Origin of the sequence: Rhizobium sp. BK661 (assembly GCF_024808825.1) — a bacterium.
Lineage (GTDB): Bacteria > Pseudomonadota > Alphaproteobacteria > Rhizobiales > Rhizobiaceae > Rhizobium.
In genome coordinates, this window is the sequence record NZ_JANTYT010000001.1 from 780,562 (window position 1) to 798,671 (window position 18,110).

Genomic DNA, 18,110 nt, shown 5'->3' on the forward strand with positions numbered 1-18,110 from the left:
CTCCCAAAACATGATGTTGGACTGACTAAGCCCTTGTTGAACAGCACCCAAACTCTGAGGCAGCCTTTTGGCTGCCTTCTTTTGTTCAGCCTGCGAGGACCCGCTGCGACGGGAAGGCGATCTCGACCAATGTTCCTTCGTTGGGTGCGGAGCTAATCGCGAAAATCGCGCGGTTGGCATCTACCATCGCCTTGGTGAGCGGCAGGCCAAGCCCCGTGCCGTCACCGCGGTGTCGCGACTGTGCGGAAACCTGGCGGAATGGCTTCATGGCCTGCTCGAGTTCGCTGCGCGTCATGCCGACACCGGTATCACGCACGCGCAAGACGACGCTGCCGTTTGCCTCGTAGGAGGTTGATACGACGATCTGCCCCCCAGCCGGCGTGAACCGGATCGAGTTGGAAAGGACGTTGAGCGCGATCTGCTTGATCGAGCGAAGATCCGCAACGACATCGGGCACAGCCTGGGAGAGGGCGGTGCGGATGATCACGCGTTGGCTGTTTGCCTGCGGTTGGAGCAACGAAACTGCCTCCGAAATCGCATTGTTCAGGTCGATGGCGCCGAAGTCCAGTTCCATTTCCCCGGCCTCGATCTTCGAGATGTCCAGCAGGTCGTTGACGATGTCGAGGACGTGGCGGCCGGAACGACCGATGTCATTGGCGTATTCGACATAGCGCGGATGCCCGATGGGACCGAAGCGCTCGGTTGCCATCATGTCGGAAAAGCCGATGATTGCATTGAGCGGTGTGCGAATCTCGTGGCTGACACGCGCCAAGAAATCCGTCTTGTGTTCGTTGGCGGTCTCCGCAGCGCTCTTGGCGTTTCGAAGTTCGTCTTCCGTGCGTTTCCATTGGGTAATGTCGCGAATGACCGCGCAATAGCCGCTGGAGGAGGTGAGCCGTCCCATCGTCATGAAGAGCGGCACAAAACCGCCGCCGGCCTCGCGTCCGATCACTTCGCGGCCATCGTTGAGCACGCTTGCGACGCCATGGCCCGACAGGCCGCCGAGGTAGTCGAGTACAGCCTTCTGGCTCTCATGCGCAAACAGCATGACGAACGGCTTCCCGCGGGTTTCGTCCTCGTCGTAATTAAAAAGCGCGCTGGCGGAGCGATTCATCGAACGGATGTCACCCTCCGCGCCGATCACCACGACCCCGTCTGTTGCCGTTTCGAGGATCGACCGCAGCTCCTCGACCTCCACCTGCAGCTTGGCGACCTTCTCCAGCATCCTTTCGAAGGAGCGGGGCTCCGCAGGCGGCACAGGTCGCGTCGGAACCACCGCATCACTTGCTGCCGGCATCAGGGCGAGCATCAAGGCGCTGCTTTCTTCCCAGCGAATGGACTGCAGCCGTGCCGTGACTGGAATGAGACTATCGTCGGCCGTTACCAGCATCATCGAGCCGGAGCTGCCGGCGCTGCCTTCGAGCTCCGAGCGCTGCAGCAGCGCATCGATGCCGCCCACCTCGCTTAATTCCTCAAGCGTGTTGTAGCCGGTCAGTCGCATGAACTCCGGGTTCGCGTGGATCAATTCGTCGCCGGCGTGCACGAGGACGGCGACGGGGAGCTGGTCGACGGTCGCGGCGGACAGTCCCCCGATCATTTTGGCGCGCGGCGGAATGAAGCTTGCCAGCATATCCATTTGGCTGACGGTTTCTTCCAGCCCTTCGGTCACATCGTCTTCACCAGGCTCGCTGGTATCGACCGTCTCGCCTTCACCGGCCTCAGCCTTGGTGATGTCTTGATCTTCAAACGAGGCGTCTGTGGCCGCTTCATCAACATGCCCGGTGATTGCCTGCGTATCCGCTGCGGGCGCGTCATGCCGTTCAGTCTCGCTCACCGTAGGCTCTTCGTCGCGCACTTCCGGCTCTCGGACGCCGAAGGCTTCGAGCCGTTTGGCGATCTCGCGGAAATTTGCCTGCTCGGCCGAGGTTAGCCGCGGGCCGACGCCATGCAGTTGCACGATCTTGTCCGTCAGGCGACGGCTTGGGGTTTCGACAATCCGCAAGGCCGGCGGCTCGGCGGCTGGCGACGGATTGACTGACAGCTCGGTCCTCACTTCATCGTCAGAGTCGGCGGTAGCAGGTTCCTCTGCGGCGGGCGCTTCGGATGGGGGCGTCGTTGCCTCTGTCTCGTCGCTGGCCGCCACTTCTTCGGCGCGCGCCGGCGCCGCATCATCCTCGGAGGCCTCTGGCTGGTCGGGTATTGCGGCGTCATCGATCAAGCCGTTCGGACCAAGCGTCAGTCCAAGCGCCAGAGGGTCTTCGGCCGCATCGGACAGGCGCACGACGCCAAATCCTCGAAAGCCGTCGAATTCGCGGCTGCGTGTATAGGTGGGCAGGGCTGCGAGATCGACCGGTACGGCCAGGCTCGTTCCCTCGATTGGCCAATGAATCGTCTTGCCGGACCAGGTGTCGCGGCGCGCCAGAGCTTCGCTGATCTTGCCTTCAGGATCGAGATTGAAGAGCGCCGCAATGTCGCTGAACGGCGTGCCGATGATATCAGCCGCATGCGGTCCCACCGCTTCGGCAAACTCATTTGACACCTCGCTGAACCGCCCTGCCGCGTCGATTTTCCAGACGAAGCGGGTGGCGCGGCTGTTCGGGTGGAAAACGAAGGCATCAGCCTTGGCAGCCGGCTCAGGTTCCGGCTGCTCTCTCTCTGCAGCGATTTCGACACCATGATCGGTTGTCCCCGGGCTTTCCACAGCTGGCGTTTCTGCCGGAATCTCTCCGGCCGCCGTCGATTCCTCGCTCGAGGCGATAGAACCCGGCTCGTTCCCGGCTCCATCCGATATTGTTTCCATTGCCGGTACGTCCGCATAGGCTTGGACAGAGTGTCCTTCGACCGGCGCGGGCGACTCACCGGCGTTTTCCGATACCGGCCCGTCCTCGTGGCTCATCACCTCAGGAGCCGGCTCGGCGTCCATCGCTTCTTCGGCGATTGCAGCAGGGTCCGAGTTCACCGCTTCCACGACATCGCTTTCATGGAGGTTCTCGTCGAGAGGCTCTTCCAGGTCTTCGATGCCGGCAATTGCATCGATCGCATCGACGAAGTTTGCTGTCTCTGGCGCCTCGTTATGGTTAACGGCGGCTGTGGATAAGTCGTCTTCAGGGGCCGTCGGGGTGTCAATCGGGTCGAGGTGCCCGATGACGGTTTCCACCGCAAAAAGCAGATTGAGCACCGGCTCATCGCTGAGTCGTCCGACGGCCGCCGGAAGGTAGCCCTTGCCGGTCGCGACGGGCCGCTTCACCAATCGATCGGCATGATCGCCGGCCATCGTGGTCATGGCCTTGGCGGTCTGCTGTGTGACACTGAGCGCTGCGAAACCGGGGGAGGCGGCGATGATTTCGCCGCCAGCGCCGATTACAGCCATATGCGTATCCGGGTCGTCGAGCCCTTTGAGCATCTGTTCTGCGGAGGCCTTGATCGACAGTGCACGAGTCGCGACCGGCAGCGACAGGAGAACGGCGCGCTCGCCCGAGGAAAGGCGGATTAGTTCTACCGTTGCCTGAACGGCAACGCGCTGGAAGCCCCTGGCAATTCGGATCATGAAGTTGCGGCTGTCGCCCACATTCACAAGCTGCCGGGCTGTCACCTGCAACTGGCGAAAGGTGATGTCGGCGCCGTCGATGCCCTGGTCCAGCAGGTCGTAGACTGCCGATTGCCCGAAGAGTTCAGCGCCAGCGCCGTTTGCCCAGAGAGCACGGCTGAGATCCGCCGAAAGCAGCACCATCGCTTCGCCGCGCGAAAAACGTTCCCGCACGCGTGGATGCACGGCGATGTCGATGAACGGATATTGGACTGCGGGCATGATCGAACCTTCAGCTTCGGTCATTCTGAAATTAATAGTCTATTAATAACGATAGGCCGGAATGGGGTCCAGAACAGCCCTCGGTTTTCGGCCGAAAAGGTTAACACGTTGTGCGACGCACAAAGATGTTGCAATGCACAAAAACTTGCGCTATATAATGAACATCTAACCTACGAGGCGATATCCATGCCGAGGCAAAAGGAGCACAAACCAATGGCGAGCATAAAGATGGACGACGTTTTTTCAATGTCGTCGTTTGATCCTTCCAAGTTCACTGAATCCTTCCGGGATTTCGCGGAAAAGGGCGCGCAGCAGTCGCGCGAAGCCTACGCGAAGATGAAGACCGCTGGCGAGGATGCGAGCAAGACGCTCGAAGCAACGGTTCAGACCGCCCAGGCCGGCGCCGTTGAAATCGGCCACAAGGCAATCGACGCTCTGCGCACGAACGCCGAAAACTCGCTGACGCACATGGAAGCTCTGCTTGCCGTCAAGTCGGTCGCCGAACTCGTCGAACTGCAGACCACCTTCCTGCGCAAGCAGGTCGAGCTGACGATCGAGCAGGCCAAGGCGATGCAGGAAACCTCCAAGCAGGTTGCCGAAAAGCTTGCCAAGCCTTCCAAGGAAGCTGCTGAAAAGGTCATGGCCTCCTTCAAGGCGGCCTGATTTTTCGAGACGACACACGAAGAGGCTGGACCATTTGTCCGGCCTTTTTGTATATTGGGGAGAGATAGGACTTGAATTAATTTCCAAGTCCTCGTATGTGACCCCCGTCGCGTCGGACGCGATTTGTGCGGTTGTAGCTCAGTTGGTTAGAGCGCAGGTTTGTGGCACCTGAGGTCGGAGGTTCGAGACCCCCCAACCGTACCATTCTCCCCCAAGAAAATTAGTTGCAGTACGCGGGTGGTGAAGAAGCCATCCTTATACGTCGCTCCGACGAGCGATGTCGCCTCGCCCGCCTTTCCGCGGCAGGTCCTTCACTCCGCACTCTCACTTTTTGCCTTGCACCCGAGCGCGATAAGGCTAGGTTCGCTACGAACAGCCGCCCGGCTGGTTTCTTATAAACATTCGTAGGAGATTCGTGATGGAGTATCGTCGTCTTGGCAAATCAGGCCTGAAAGTCAGCGAATTCTCCTTCGGATCTTGGGTCACCTTTGGCAAGCAGGTGGAGGGCGGCGATGCGGTCAGCCTGATGAAGCTCGCCTATGACAACGGTGTGAACTTCTTCGACAATGCCGAAGGCTATGAGAGTGGAAAATCCGAACGTGTCATGGGCGAAGCGCTCAAGACGCTCGGCTGGAGCCGCGATAGCTTCATCGTCTCCAGCAAGGTCTTCTGGGGTGGTGAGAAGCCGACGCAACGCGGGCTGTCGCGCAAGCACGTGACCGATGCCGCTCACGCCGCGCTGAAACGGCTGCAGGTCGAGTACCTGGACCTCTATTTCTGCCACCGGCCGGATATCGATACGCCGATCGAAGAGACGGTTCGGGCGATGCACGATCTCGTGGCGCAGGGGAAGATCCTCTACTGGGGAACCTCGGAATGGTCGGCGCAGCAGTTGACCGAAGCCTATGCCGTCGCGCGAGATCTTCGCATCACGCCGCCAACGATGGAGCAACCCCAATACAACATATTCGAGCGCCAGAAGGTGGAAGCCGAATATCGGCCACTTTACGATCTTCTGGGTCTCGGAACCACGATCTGGTCGCCGCTTGCGTCGGGCGTCCTCACCGGCAAATACAATGACGGTGTGCCGGCTGACAGCCGCATGAACCTTCCCGGATACGAGTGGCTGAAGGAGAAGCTATCGAGCGATGCAGGCCGCGCCCAGCTCGCAAAGGTCCGCGAGTTGGCGAAGCTTGCAGACGAGATCGGGATATCGATCACGCACCTGGCTCTGCTGTGGTGCCTGGCCAACAAGAACGTCTCGACCGTCATTCTTGGCGCATCGCGCACAAGTCAGTTGCAGGATAATCTTGCCGCCCTTTCGCATAGGGACAAATTGACGCCAGACGTGCTCGACCGGATCGACACAATCACCGGAAACAGACCGGCGGCGCCCCAGCGGTTCTAACTGCGCTAGACCCGCAGGGCCGCACGCGAGCCGACCGTCTTGCGACCGGCCGGAGCACTTGGCTGGATGCGTCGTCACGCGGAGGTCCTGTCTGGCGCGTAGCCCGTCAGACACAAGGCGGGTCAATACTTCGGGGGAACGTAGAGCTCCTGCGGCAGCACCTTGCGCTCGTAGTCGGGATTGAAGACTCGGTCGGGCAGCGTTATTTCCTCGTGCGGAACATCGCCATAAGGTATTTGCTGCAGCAGGTGATCGATGCAGTTCAGTCGCGCACGCTTCTTGTCGTTGCCTTCCACGATATGCCACGGCGCTTCGGGAATATTGGTGCGCGCGAAAGTCTCTTCCTTGGCCTTCGTATAGGCCTCCCAGCGGACGCGCGATTGCAGGTCCATCGGCGACAGCTTCCACTGCTTCAGGGGATCGTGAATGCGAACGAGGAAGCGCATCTGCTGCTCTTCGTCGGTGATCGAGAACCAGTACTTGACGAGCCGGATGCCGGAACGGACGAGCATGCGCTCGAATTCTGGAACGTCGTTGAAGAATTGATCGACCTGGTCCTCGGTCGCAAATCCCATGACGCGCTCAACGCCAGAGCGATTGTACCAGGAGCGATCGAAGAGGACGATTTCACCGCCGGCTGGCAAATGCGGCACGTAGCGCTGGAAGTACCACTGCGTCTTCTCGCGGTCGGAAGGGGCGGGCAAAGCGACGGTGCGGACGACACGCGGATTGAGGCGCTGCGTGATGCGTTTGATCACGCCGCCCTTTCCTGCGGAGTCGCGACCTTCGAAGATCACGACGACCTTCTCTTTGTTATAGACCACCCAATCCTGAAGCTTGATCAACTCCGCCTGCAGCGACAACAGCGCGCGGAAATAGTCGAGCCTCGGGATCGAGACCGGATGGGCGTTTCGATAGATCTTGCGGATTGCGTCGGAGAGTGCCGGTTCCGAGAGTTCCAGCTCATAATCCTCATCGAGGGTGTCGGCCAGTTCGGCCTCAAGCCAATCTGAATGTTCGGTGTCGGATTTGTTGTTCATGGACGTTCACCCTCAATGCGTTCGTGGCAAGGTTTGAAGTATGGTTGCCGAGCCGGCGTCAGAACAATTGGCGCAAGACGACAAACAAAAGAAAGGCGATCATGATCGAGGCAGGAAGTGTCAAAATCCACGCCATCAGCATGTTCCTGACCGTCGACCATTGCAGCCCCGAGCCGTTCGCGGCCATCGTCCCGGCCACACCGGACGATAGTACATGTGTCGTGGAAACCGGCAATCCCAGGTGATCGGCTGCACCGATCGTTGCCATTGCCACGACTTCGGCAGCGGCACCTTGGCCATAGGTCAAGTGCGTCTTGCCGATTTTCTCGCCGACCGTGACGACAATGCGCTTCCAGCCGACCATTGTGCCGAGCCCCCCAAGTTCCGCCGGCATCGACCGTGTGTAGATGACGGTCGCAACGGAGTTGGCCGTGTCATGAAAGCCGTTTACGAACTCGAAGCCGAGCGCAATGAGCAGCGCGATCCCAAGCAGAATCCAGGGAACGGCGGCGGCGCTGGTTAGCTCCGGGCCAAGCGCGTAGGCAACATAACCAAGTCCTGCAAGGAGCAGGATCAAGAAGACTGGGAGGAACCATCTTGCTGCGCTGCGTCCCTCCAGTGGGTGGCTCGCTCGATCGTGACGATGTTCTTCACCCTGAACTATTGTCATCTTTCGGCTCCTCTTGGGACTGGTCCTTAGTCGGGTCTATTCCCATAGAATGAAGCTCCTGTGACATCAGGCGCCCGGCCTGTGCATTGAGTGCAAAGAATTTCTCATCTTATACGTGCGGCTTTCCTTGAATTAGGCAAAGATACATTGCGATATCTCTACATGGACGCGGTTCAGCCACCTTCTCGCCGCCCTTTGTTCATTCTTTACTAATAAATCCATTGCCGGGGAACGGGGCACCAAAGAGGGATCACAGACTGTCGGAACGTTAATTCGCTCACTTGTAGATGCCGATCGATATCGGCGCCTGGTGCGATTTCCCGTGTCCTGACACTCAGACCTACCTGCGTTCCAACGCTGTGATCCAAAGAATGAAAGGTGCATAAGTATGGGATTTACTCTCCTTATTCAGACTCTCAGCCAAGATCCTGCAGTATCAATCAAGTCTGCATTGAGAATAGTGCATTTCATTGGGTTGGCACTCGGGCTTGGCGCCGCAACAGTGCTCGATCTTCTTGTGTTGCGGTTTTTGGTGAGAGGCAAGATCACCGAAGATCATTGGAAGGTCTTCAAGTTCGGCTCTAAAGTCGTTAACTGGGGCCTGATCCTGCTCTGGGCCACAGGACTTGGTTTTCTCACTTATTATGGTGCGTTCGATCCGGCGAAGCTGGGCAATGAGAAGATCTGGGCCAAGATGACCATCGTGCTCATCCTGACCGTCAACGGCGGCTTTATCCACTCCGTCATCCTTCCGCGCGTAAAGAAGCAGATCGGTCGTTCGATCATGGAAGGCCTGCCGTCGTCGCATCGCAGTGTGTTTATCGTCTCTGGTGCGATTTCGGCCGTCTCCTGGTACGTGCCGATGATGCTCGGCGCGCTGCCGCAACTCAACTTCGCGGTGCCGATGGGTACAATCCTGCTCGCCTACGCGGCCCTGCTGGGCTCGGCGATCTTGTTTGCCCACGCATTGCTGTTCGTCGTCCCGACCGGAAGCTCTGAGGACGCTTCTGAGGAAGACGTCGCTTTGTCCGCCAAGTTTGCGTGACAGCCACGTTGAGGCGCGTGATCTTCGGGCCACCCGCTACATGATCCCTTGACCTAGCGGTATCGTTGGATCCCACCTTTATCCGCTCGGCCTGGACTTGCTTCGGAAAATGCCTTGCCCCTTTTCGAAGCAAGTCCGGCCACGCATTGGTCTTTGCCGATGCGCCTAACCAGGAGCCTTGGCTCTTGTCTCATTTGCCCGATTTCGATCGCAATGATTCGTCCTCAAGCCGATGTGAATGCCTAAAAATAGGTGACAAATCGCCGCGTGCCGGCCGTTTTTTACATCGATGGCAGCGTGGATGAAGCGGGCGGGACTGTCAGGCAAATGTGCTTTGCTTACAAAGGACAATGGGGTTTTAGGACCCGGTTCGGCTTCCCGCTGGCGGGCTCTGGCCGATCACGAATTAACCATACTGCATTGCAAATCGTGATCGGGAGTGCCATTTTCCCGCCGGGGGCTAATTCAGAGTGATTTCAGAAGGAGACTTAAATGTCCATTTCGCTCAGCAATCTGGATGCATCCAAGGCTACCGCCGTTTCGGCCGTGAATGTAGCCGGTGCTGTACGTGCCGCTCGTGAGGCGGTCGGCTATAGCGTCGACGACCTCGCAGTAACCTGCGGTTTGGTTGTTAATGAGATTGAGGAAATCGAGAGCGGTGAGGATGCTGATCCCGCCAAGCTCAAGCGGATCGCCTCTGCACTGCAGGTGCCGGTCTCATCGTTTGTTCCGATGTGAACATAATCTCAGGGCCGGGCGGCATTTGCCGCCTGGCCTTGCCTGCCTTCAGGCACCTTAAAACGACCCTTAATCCTTCTTTAACTTTTCCCTCCGAACCGGCTGAACGCTTTTGCCCGCAAAGGGTAGTTTTACCGTCGCTGATTGTGCGGTGCGTTAGCAACTTCATAGCAAATCTCCCTCGAACGAGCCGAGCGCCACCGCGCTGCGGTGGTTTACTGTATCGGGGAGGTAGAATGAGCCGGGTACGCATTGGCGCCACGCGGATTGACTTGAACGAAATCATCAAGCGCGGTGTGCTTGCCGTCTTTTCCGTTCTCGCGGTCTTGCTGCCGATCCTGAAGGTTAGTTCCCTGGGTGAATCCGACGATGTTGTTCTCGGCGACTTTCCGCTCCTGGGCGGCGCTGCCTATCTGTTACCGGTGGCATTTCTCTGCGGCCTTGCGACCGTTGTCATCGATGGCATGAGGGCACATGCGCGCTTCATCGACATGGCCGGACTGATCGTCGCGTTCGTCGCCGTCCTGCGCGGCGCCTATGCTCTTGGCTCAAGTTCTGCGCCGGGCGCGGCAGCTGGATCCATGCCGAGGCTGGATCAACTGGCGCAGGTTTCCCTGTCCTACGGCAGCATAGCCTTGTTGCTGGTGCTGCTCGGTGCCATCTGGCAATTGCGGAAATCCTGGCGCAGCTGAGCCCCGTTGCGGTGGATGGAACCGTCCATACTCCTTCGACGTTCCGTCGAGAGGAGATAATGTGCATGTCGAAAACGCTTCTATATGGTGCCACCAAGGTGGATGAGGACAACAGCGCCTATTCCGCCCTCACAAGTCTCGAGCAGTTTCAATGGCGCAATCGCGTCCTGGTCATCTTCGCGGATAAGAAGAATGCACGGGCCGCGCGTCAGGAAAATCAACTCCTTGCCAATCGGGATTCCTTGCAGGAACGCGACATCGTCCTTCTCAAGATTGTCGGCGGTAGCGTGAGAGTGCTTTTCGGGGCAGGTGAAAATCTCGACGCTGCGGCGATCGCAAGCGAACTCGGCAATCCGACGGTTGGAGATTTTGTCGCCTTTCTTGTCGGCAAGGACGGGACGGTGAAACTGAAGGTCGGCGAGCCGATCACGAGCGGCGAATTGTTCACGATTGTCGATGGCATGCCAGTGCGCGCAGCGGAGGTCGCTGCAGAGAAGCAGCAGATCAGCGACGAGCCTGACAGGCGTGATTGACCATCATGCGCTGCGCCGGTGTCACAGGAATATGTGGCGCTCGGCAGCGACGAGTTCCTGCAGGAAATCGGAAACCGTGCGCACCCGCACGAGTTCCCGCGCGCTCTCGTGAAATGTCGTCCAATATGCCCGCCGGATCGAAATATCCGGCAGGATGCGTACGAGTGCCGGGTGCTGGCGCGCGATGTAATCATGCAGGATGCCGATGCCGGCGCCTGAGAGCACCGCTTCTGTCTGCCCCGTCGCCGATGAAATCTCGAAGCCGGCGTTCCAGTTGCGCATCACCTCTCCGGTGAAATTCAGCGACTGCGAGAAGATCAGATCCTCGACATAGCCGATACGCCGATGCTGCTTCAACTGCTCTGCATCGGCGGGCAGGCCATTGAGTTCGGCGTAGCTCCTCGACGCATAAAGTCCGAGCGTGTAGTCGGTCAGTTTGGCCGAGACCAGGCGGCCTTGCTCGGGCCGCTCCAGCGTGATGGCGATATCGGCCTCGCGCTGTGAGAGTGAGAACGACCGCGGCACCGGCACAAGCTGGATCTTCAGTTCCGGATGGCGCTCGATCAGCCGACCGATGCGGGGCGCAAGAAACGAAACCCCGAAACCATCCGGTGCTCCCACGCGCACGGTTCCCGCGATTGCCGTATCCGTGCGACCGAGATTGGCCTGCACGGAAAGGATTTCGGTTTCCATTCGCTCTGCGGAGGCAAGGAAAACCTCGCCTTCCGCCGTCAGTTCGCAGCCGTTTGTGCGGCGGACGAAGAGGCGGCTCTTCAGTGCCTCCTCCAGCGAAGTAAGGCGCCGCGAGAGCGTGGCGTGGTTTAGACCCAGCCTCTTTGATGCGGCCAGGATCTGACCTGTGCGGGCAACGGCGAGGAAGATGCGAACGTCGTCCCAGTTCATGGCTTGCCGTGCATGGCGATTGGATCGACGTCGAGCAACGTCAGGGACGTCACCATACCCGCGGTCGCGCTCTTGTATTTGAGGAAATGCGGAGTCTGCAGGTGTGCTTCATACGCCGCCTGGCTCGCGTACACCTCGAGAATACGAATGCTGTTGGGACTGTCCTTGACGGAGACCGCATTCAGCGACAGAACGCCGGGCTCCAATGCGACGGACGCCTCGATCTCCTCGGCCAGCAGAGCCCGATAGGATTCAAGCTGATCGGAGTCGATCTCGAGCTCCGCTATTCTGACAACCAGTTTCCCGCTCATCGAGCACTATCTCCTCTCCAGTTTGGGCCGGCCGTGGTAGTCTGGTCATGTCCTTTGCAGGCCTTGAGGAAGCGCAGCTCGATTTGCTGGGCTTCAATTTGTGCACAACGGTTGCTTATCGCAGCTCATTGATTTGTGCAAATTGTAGTGCGAATGTTCGCCATCCAAAAAACAGGAGGAGCACTCATGCGTGAGATTGGTCATTTCATCGGCGGCAAGCATGTCGCCGGCACCAGCGGCCGCACCAGCAATGTCTACAATCCGGCCACCGGTGAAGTTCAGGCAACGGTAGCGCTCGCGAGCGTCGAGGACATGCGCGCCGCGGTCGAGAACGCCAAGGCCGCTCAGCCGAAGTGGGCCGCCACCAACCCGCAGCGTCGTGCACGCGTTTTCTTCAAGTTCGTCGAGCTGCTGAACAAGCATATGGATGAACTCGCCACCCTCCTGTCCACCGAGCACGGCAAGACGGTCGAGGATTCGAAGGGTGACATCGTCCGCGGTCTGGAAGTCTGCGAATTCGTCTGCGGCATCCCGCACCTCCAGAAGGGCGAATTTACCGAGGGCGCGGGTCCGGCAATCGACATGTACTCGATGCGCCAGGCAGTCGGCATCGGCGCGGGCATCACCCCGTTCAACTTCCCGGCCATGATCCCGATGTGGATGTTTGCGCCGGCAATCGCCTGCGGCAACGCCTTCATCCTGAAGCCGTCCGAGCGCGATCCGTCCGTTCCGATCCGCCTGGCAGAACTCATGATCGAAGCTGGTCTTCCGGCCGGTATCCTCAACGTCGTCAACGGCGACAAGGCTGCAGTCGACGCGATCCTCACGGATCCCGATATCGGTGCTGTTTCCTTCGTCGGCTCCACACCCATCGCCCGTTACGTCTATGGAACGGCTGCCATGAACGGCAAGCGCGCCCAGTGCTTCGGCGGCGCCAAGAACCACATGATCATCATGCCGGATGCCGACATGGATCAGGCCGTCAACGCTCTGATGGGCGCAGGCTACGGCTCTGCCGGCGAACGCTGCATGGCGATCTCCGTCGCCGTGCCGGTCGGTGAGGACACCGCCAACCGCTTGGTCGAGAAGCTGGCACCGAAGATCGAGTCGCTGCGCATCGGCCCTTACACCGACGACAAGGCCGACATGGGTCCGCTCGTCACCAGGGACGCCTATAACAGGGTCAACGGCCTCATTGACCGCGGTGTGGAGCAGGGTGCCAAGCTCGTCGTCGATGGCCGCGGCTTCAAGCTGCAGGGATACGAGGACGGCTACTTCGTCGGCGGCACGCTGTTCGATCATGTCACGCCCGACATGGACATCTACAAGACCGAGATCTTTGGGCCGGTCCTTTCCGTCGTCCGCGCCAAGAACTACGAGGAAGCCCTCGATCTGCCGATGAAGCACGAATACGGCAATGGCGTCGCGATCTATACCCGCGACGGCGATGCCGCCCGCGACTTTGCATCGCGCATCAACATCGGCATGATCGGCATCAACGTGCCGATCCCGGTTCCGCTCGCCTACCACTCCTTCGGCGGCTGGAAGGCATCAAGCTTCGGCGACCTCAATCAGCACGGTTCGGACTCGATCAAGTTCTGGACCAAGACCAAGACGATCACCGCCCGCTGGCCCTCAGGCATCAAGGACGGCGCCGAGTTCGTCATGCCGACGATGAAGTAAGGCAAAGGAACGAACCTTATCGAATTGGGGGCTGCGGCCCCCAATTTGCATTTCGGGATGTCGGCGCGTAGGCACCTGGGAACTGTTGCAGAAGCAATTGTCGCGGCAATCGGTCTCACATAAGGTGAATATGGTTTTCATATTTTGGAATTGTTCAAAACTAGCAAAGCCCCTATATAGACGATTGTAGACGACGATTCTGGAGATCGGCATGCGTTTGACCAAGCAGACCAACTATGCGGTTCGCATGTTGATGTATTGTGCTGCCAACGATGGGCAGTTGAGCCGGATTCCTGAGATTGCGAGGGCATACGGCGTTTCTGAACTGTTCCTGTTCAAGATCCTGCAACCCCTCAACAAGGCAGGTCTCGTTGAAACCGTCCGCGGCCGCAACGGCGGCGTGCGGCTCGGCAAGCCGGCGAAGGACATCAGCCTGTTCGACGTCGTTCGCGTCACTGAGGACAGTTTTGCGATGGCAGAATGCTTCGAAGACGACGGCATGGTCGAGTGCCCGCTTGTCGATAGCTGCGGTTTGAACTCTGCCTTGCGCAAGGCCCTCAACGCCTTCTTCGACGTGCTGACGCAATATTCGATCGACGACCTCGTCAAGGCACGACCGCAGATCAACTTCCTGCTTGGCCTGACCGGCGAACAGGAACACCGCAAGCCTCGCGTGGCGGCACCCGCCGCCTGATCAGCGATGACAAAGTTTTGATAGGCCGTGGCTGCGTCAAGCGCCGCGGCCGTTCCGTTTTAGGGGAGTTTTTGTCGGTAAATTCGCGTGAAGCGTGTGCGCAAAAGTCGCCATCGACGCGAAATTATACCAAATGCGACAAGAATCGAGTTTATCCAGTCCGATTATTTCTAAATACGGCCCATTTTTGGCGGAAAATTACTAAAGTTGTCCGCGTGGAAAAATTTTCCACTTCGGTCGTTGATTTCAGCAAACAAATGTCGTTCCATCTGCCGTCATTCCGGGGTCCCCCGGGGTCTCAAATAAAAGAACAAATCTGGGAAATGATATCATGAAAAAGATGTCTGTCTTGCTGGCCGCGACGGTCCTGGCTTCGGCCATGGCATCCGCAGCCTGGTCCAAAACGCTCGTTTACTGCTCCGAAGGGTCGCCGGAAGGCTTCGATCCGGGCATCTACACTGCAGGCACCACCTTCGACGCTTCCTCGCGTACGGTTTATAGCCGTCTCGTCGAGTTCCAGCACGGGAAGACCGAAATCGAGCCGGGCCTGGCCGAAAGCTGGACGGTTTCCGACGACGGTACGGTCTACACCTTCAAGCTGCGTCCGGGCGTAAAGTTCCAGACGACGGAATTCTTCACGCCAAGCCGTGATCTGACCGCTGACGACGTCGTCTTCTCGTTCGAGCGCCAGCTGAAGGCTGATAGCCCGTGGGCGAAGTACGTTGCTGGCGTTTCCTACGAATATGCTGCTGGCATGGGCTTCCCGGAACTCATCAAGTCGGTCGAGAAGGTCGATGACCTGACCGTCAAGTTCACGCTGAACCATCCGGAAGCACCGTTCCTTGCCGACCTCGCAATGGACTTCGCGTCCGTCGTGTCCAAGGAATATGCCGACAAGCTGCAGGCTGACGGCAAGATGGAACAGATGAACCAGATGCCGCTCGGCACCGGTCCGTTCACCTTCGTTGCCTACCAGCCGGATGCCGTCATCCGCTACAAGGCCAACGAAACCTACTTCAAGGGCAAGGAAAAGATCGACGATCTCGTTTTCGCGATCACCCCGGACGCTTCCGTCCGCGCTCAGAAGCTGAAGGCCGGCGAATGCCACATCATGCCTTACCCGAACGCTGCTGACGTCAAGGATCTTCAGACGGACTCGAGCCTCAAGGTTCTGGAACAGCCGGGCCTGAACGTTTCCTACCTCGCCTACAACACGCTCCAGGCCCCGTTCGACAAGGCCGAAGTGCGTCAGGCGCTGAACATGGCGATCAACAAGCAGGCGATCGTCCAGGCCGTCTTCCAGGGCGCCGGCCAGGTTGCCAAGAACCCGATCCCCCCGACGATGTGGTCGTATAACGACGACATCAAGGATGACGTCTACAACCCGGACGAAGCAAAGAAGATGCTCGAAAAGGCTGGCGTCAAGGATCTCTCGATGAAGATCTGGGCAATGCCGGTTTCGCGCCCGTACATGCTGAACGCACGTCGCGCCGCTGAACTGATGCAGGCTGACCTCGCCAAGGTAGGCGTCAAGGTCGACATCGTCACCCATGAATGGGCTGAATACCTGAAGCTCTCCAAGGACAAGGCCCGCGACGGTGCTGCGATCCTCGGCTGGACCGGCGACAACGGCGACCCGGACAACTTCCTTGACACTCTGCTCGGCTGCGAAGCCGTTGGCGGCAACAACCGCGCGCAGTGGTGCAACAAGGAATTCGACGATCTCGTGAAGAAGGCCAAGAAGACCGCCGACGTCGCAGAGCGCACCAAGCTCTACGAACAGGCACAGGTCGTCTTCAAGAAGGAAGCTCCGTGGGCGACCATCGATCACTCCACGGAATTCGTACCGATGAGCGCCAAGGTTTCCGGCTACGTGCAGGATCCGGTCGGTGTTCACCGTTTCGACGGCGTTGATATCGCCGAGTAATCAAAATTATGCAAAGATGCCCGGCAATCCCGGGCTTGGCCGGCGGTCAGGTTTGATACCTGACCGCCGGAACACTATGGACACTTGCCAATGTTGCGATTTCTCATCGGACGCCTTGCGATCCTGATCCCAACCTTCATCGGCGTTTCACTCATCGCCTTCTCGTTCATCCGACTGCTGCCCGGTGACCCGGTCATGCTGATGTCGGGCGAGCGCGTGATGGCGCCGGAACGCCATGCCCAGGTCATGCATGATCTCGGCCTCGATCGACCGGTCTACGTTCAATACCTTGATTACCTCGGCAACGTGGTGCAAGGCGATCTCGGTTCGTCGATCGTTACCAAGCGCCCGGTTCTGCAGGAATTCGGCTCGCTCTTCCCGGCGACGCTCGAGCTTTCGCTTTGCGCGATCATTTTTGCCATCGTGCTTGGCATTCCCGCCGGCGTCTTTGCCGCGGTCAAGCGAGGAACCTGGTTCGACCAGAGCGTGATGGGCGTTGCCCTCGTCGGCTATTCGATGCCGATCTTCTGGTGGGGCCTGCTGCTCATCGTTCTCTTCTCGAACACGCTGCACTGGACGCCCGTGTCCGGTCGTATTTCGCTGATGTATTTCTTCAAGCCGGTGACCGGCTTCATGCTGATCGACAGTCTGCTCTCCGGCCAGGCCGGTGCATTCAAGTCGGCGTTCGTCTCGCTCATCCTGCCGACAATCGTCCTCGGCACCATTCCGCTTGCGGTCATCGCGCGCCAGACGCGCTCGGCCATGCTGGAAGTGCTCGGTGAAGACTATGTACGAACCGCTCGCTCGAAGGGCCTAGCGCCCTTGCGCGTCGTCGGCTTGCACGCGCTTCGCAACGCGATGATCCCGGTCGTGACGTCGATCGGTCTGCAGGTCGGCGTGCTGCTCGGCGGCGCGATCCTGACGGAAACGATCTTTTCCTGGCCGGGCATCGGCAAATGGATGGTCGATGCCGTCTTCAAGCGTGACTACACCGTTGTGCAAGGCGGCCTGTTGCTCATTGCCGGCATCATCATGATCGTCAACCTGATCGTTGACCTCATGTACGGTCTCATCAATCCACGTATTCGTCACTAGGAGCGGCTTATGAGTGCGATAACCACCAAGTCGACCCAGCCGTCAGGGCTCTCTGAGTTCTGGTATTACTTCTCCCGCAACAAGGGCGCCGTCATCGGCCTCGGCGTCTTTCTGTTGGTGCTGGTGATGGCGATCTTCGCGCCGTTGATTGCACCGCATGATCCGAACGTTCCTTTCGACGGCATGCAGCGCGTCCCGCCGGTTTGGGCGGAAAAAGGCAACCCGATGTTCCTGCTTGGAACCGATGCCGTCGGTCGCGATATGCTGTCGCGCCTGATTTATGGAACGCGCTTCTCTCTGTTCATCGGCCTTGTCGTCGCGTCGCTTTCGGCTGTCGCCGGCGTGCTGCTCGGTCTTGTCGCCGGGTATTTCCGCGGCCGCACCGATACTTTCATCATGCGCGTCATGGATATTATCCTGGCTTTCCCGTCGCTGCTGCTCGCTCTGGTGCTGGTCGCCGTTCTCGGACCGGGCCTGCTGAACGCCATGATCGCCATCTCGATCGTCAACCAGCCGCATTTCGTGCGCTTGACGCGCGCCGCCGTGATCAGCGAGCGCGAGAAGGAATATGTTGTCGCATCGCGCGTGGCCGGCGCAGGCACTTTCCGTCTCATGTTCAAGACGATCCTGCCGAACTGCCTGGCGCCGCTGATCGTTCAGGCGACACTCGCATTCTCCGCTGCGATCCTCGATGCCGCAGCTCTCGGCTTCCTTGGCATGGGCGCCCAGCCTCCGACATCGGAGTGGGGCACGATGCTCGCCGATGCGCGCGAATTCTTCCAGAGCTCTCCGTGGCTCGTCACTTTCCCGGGTCTTTGCATTCTGATCACCGTTCTCGCTATCAATCTGATGGGCGACGGACTGCGCGATGCGCTCGACCCCAAACTGAAGAGGTCCTGA

Annotated in this window: 16 protein-coding genes and 1 tRNA gene; 12 read left to right on the forward strand and 5 right to left on the reverse strand. The window is 59.0% G+C overall.

Annotated features, from left to right (window positions below; translation table 11 throughout):
* Window positions 1–85: 85 nt before the first annotated feature.
* Complete coding sequence (locus FHX16_RS03820; RefSeq protein ID WP_183860145.1) at window positions 86–3,808, reverse strand: PAS domain-containing sensor histidine kinase; 3,723 nt, start codon at window positions 3,806–3,808, stop codon at window positions 86–88.
* 213 nt (window positions 3,809–4,021) lie between these two features.
* Here FHX16_RS03820 and FHX16_RS03825 point away from each other — a divergent pair, with 213 nt between their 5' ends.
* The 3 genes from FHX16_RS03825 (at window position 4,022) to FHX16_RS03835 (ending at window position 5,879) form a co-directional block, all read left to right on the forward strand.
* Window positions 4,022–4,471 carry a phasin gene (locus FHX16_RS03825; protein ID WP_183752582.1) on the forward strand — a complete coding sequence of 150 codons (450 nt, stop codon included), beginning with the start codon at window positions 4,022–4,024 and terminating at the stop codon, window positions 4,469–4,471.
* Window positions 4,472–4,598: 127 nt separating this feature from the next.
* A tRNA-His gene (locus FHX16_RS03830) sits at window positions 4,599–4,675 on the forward strand.
* 214 nt (window positions 4,676–4,889) lie between these two features.
* A complete protein-coding gene (locus tag FHX16_RS03835) occupies window positions 4,890–5,879 on the forward strand; it encodes an aldo/keto reductase (protein ID WP_183860143.1) in 990 nt (329 codons plus the stop codon).
* A gap of 122 nt (window positions 5,880–6,001) precedes the next feature.
* On the opposite strand, the gene ppk2 is transcribed toward FHX16_RS03835, so the two are convergent.
* Window positions 6,002–6,919, reverse strand: a complete 918-nt coding sequence (ppk2, locus tag FHX16_RS03840) for a polyphosphate kinase 2 (protein ID WP_183752579.1) — start codon at window positions 6,917–6,919, stop codon at window positions 6,002–6,004.
* 58 nt (window positions 6,920–6,977) lie between these two features.
* Window positions 6,978–7,589, reverse strand: coding sequence for an inorganic phosphate transporter (locus tag FHX16_RS03845; protein ID WP_183860141.1), 612 nt, complete (start codon window positions 7,587–7,589; stop codon window positions 6,978–6,980).
* A gap of 460 nt (window positions 7,590–8,049) precedes the next feature.
* Between FHX16_RS03845 and FHX16_RS03850 the strand changes: the two genes are divergently transcribed.
* The 4 genes from FHX16_RS03850 to FHX16_RS03865 all read left to right on the forward strand — a co-directional run bounded on the left by FHX16_RS03850 (window position 8,050) and on the right by FHX16_RS03865 (window position 10,597).
* A complete protein-coding gene (locus tag FHX16_RS03850; RefSeq protein ID WP_259126537.1) occupies window positions 8,050–8,634 on the forward strand; it encodes a hypothetical protein in 585 nt (194 codons plus the stop codon).
* Between the two features lie 492 nt (window positions 8,635–9,126).
* A complete protein-coding gene (locus FHX16_RS03855; protein WP_016552825.1) occupies window positions 9,127–9,372 on the forward strand; it encodes a helix-turn-helix domain-containing protein in 246 nt (81 codons plus the stop codon).
* A 236-nt stretch (window positions 9,373–9,608) separates the two neighbouring features.
* Complete coding sequence (locus FHX16_RS03860) at window positions 9,609–10,064, forward strand: hypothetical protein (protein ID WP_183860140.1); 456 nt, start codon at window positions 9,609–9,611, stop codon at window positions 10,062–10,064.
* Window positions 10,065–10,129: 65 nt separating this feature from the next.
* Window positions 10,130–10,597 (forward strand): DUF4174 domain-containing protein, encoded by a 468-nt coding sequence (locus FHX16_RS03865; protein ID WP_183860138.1) that lies wholly within the window; start codon window positions 10,130–10,132, stop codon window positions 10,595–10,597.
* A 21-nt stretch (window positions 10,598–10,618) separates the two neighbouring features.
* Here the strand turns inward: FHX16_RS03865 and FHX16_RS03870 are convergent, their stop codons facing one another.
* Both FHX16_RS03870 and FHX16_RS03875 read right to left on the reverse strand, forming a co-directional pair.
* Window positions 10,619–11,500 carry a LysR family transcriptional regulator gene (locus FHX16_RS03870; RefSeq protein WP_259126541.1) on the reverse strand — a complete coding sequence of 294 codons (882 nt, stop codon included), beginning with the start codon at window positions 11,498–11,500 and terminating at the stop codon, window positions 10,619–10,621.
* Window positions 11,497–11,811: a putative quinol monooxygenase gene (locus FHX16_RS03875; protein ID WP_183860136.1), complete on the reverse strand. Its 315-nt coding sequence runs from the start codon at window positions 11,809–11,811 to the stop codon at window positions 11,497–11,499. The genes FHX16_RS03870 and FHX16_RS03875 overlap by 4 nt, the downstream gene beginning before the upstream one ends.
* A gap of 186 nt (window positions 11,812–11,997) precedes the next feature.
* Between FHX16_RS03875 and FHX16_RS03880 the strand changes: the two genes are divergently transcribed.
* The 5 genes from FHX16_RS03880 (at window position 11,998) to FHX16_RS03900 (ending at window position 18,110) form a co-directional block, all read left to right on the forward strand.
* The gene (locus tag FHX16_RS03880) at window positions 11,998–13,494 is read left to right on the forward strand and encodes a CoA-acylating methylmalonate-semialdehyde dehydrogenase (protein WP_183860134.1); all 1,497 of its coding nucleotides are present in this window, start codon (window positions 11,998–12,000) and stop codon (window positions 13,492–13,494) included.
* A 211-nt stretch (window positions 13,495–13,705) separates the two neighbouring features.
* Window positions 13,706–14,188 (forward strand): iron-responsive transcriptional regulator RirA, encoded by a 483-nt coding sequence (gene rirA / locus FHX16_RS03885; protein ID WP_016552831.1) that lies wholly within the window; start codon window positions 13,706–13,708, stop codon window positions 14,186–14,188.
* A 331-nt stretch (window positions 14,189–14,519) separates the two neighbouring features.
* The gene (locus tag FHX16_RS03890; protein WP_183860132.1) at window positions 14,520–16,115 is read left to right on the forward strand and encodes an ABC transporter substrate-binding protein; all 1,596 of its coding nucleotides are present in this window, start codon (window positions 14,520–14,522) and stop codon (window positions 16,113–16,115) included.
* Window positions 16,116–16,205: 90 nt separating this feature from the next.
* Complete coding sequence (locus FHX16_RS03895; RefSeq protein ID WP_183752561.1) at window positions 16,206–17,210, forward strand: ABC transporter permease subunit; 1,005 nt, start codon at window positions 16,206–16,208, stop codon at window positions 17,208–17,210.
* Between the two features lie 9 nt (window positions 17,211–17,219).
* Window positions 17,220–18,110, forward strand: a complete 891-nt coding sequence (locus FHX16_RS03900) for an ABC transporter permease subunit (protein ID WP_183860130.1) — start codon at window positions 17,220–17,222, stop codon at window positions 18,108–18,110.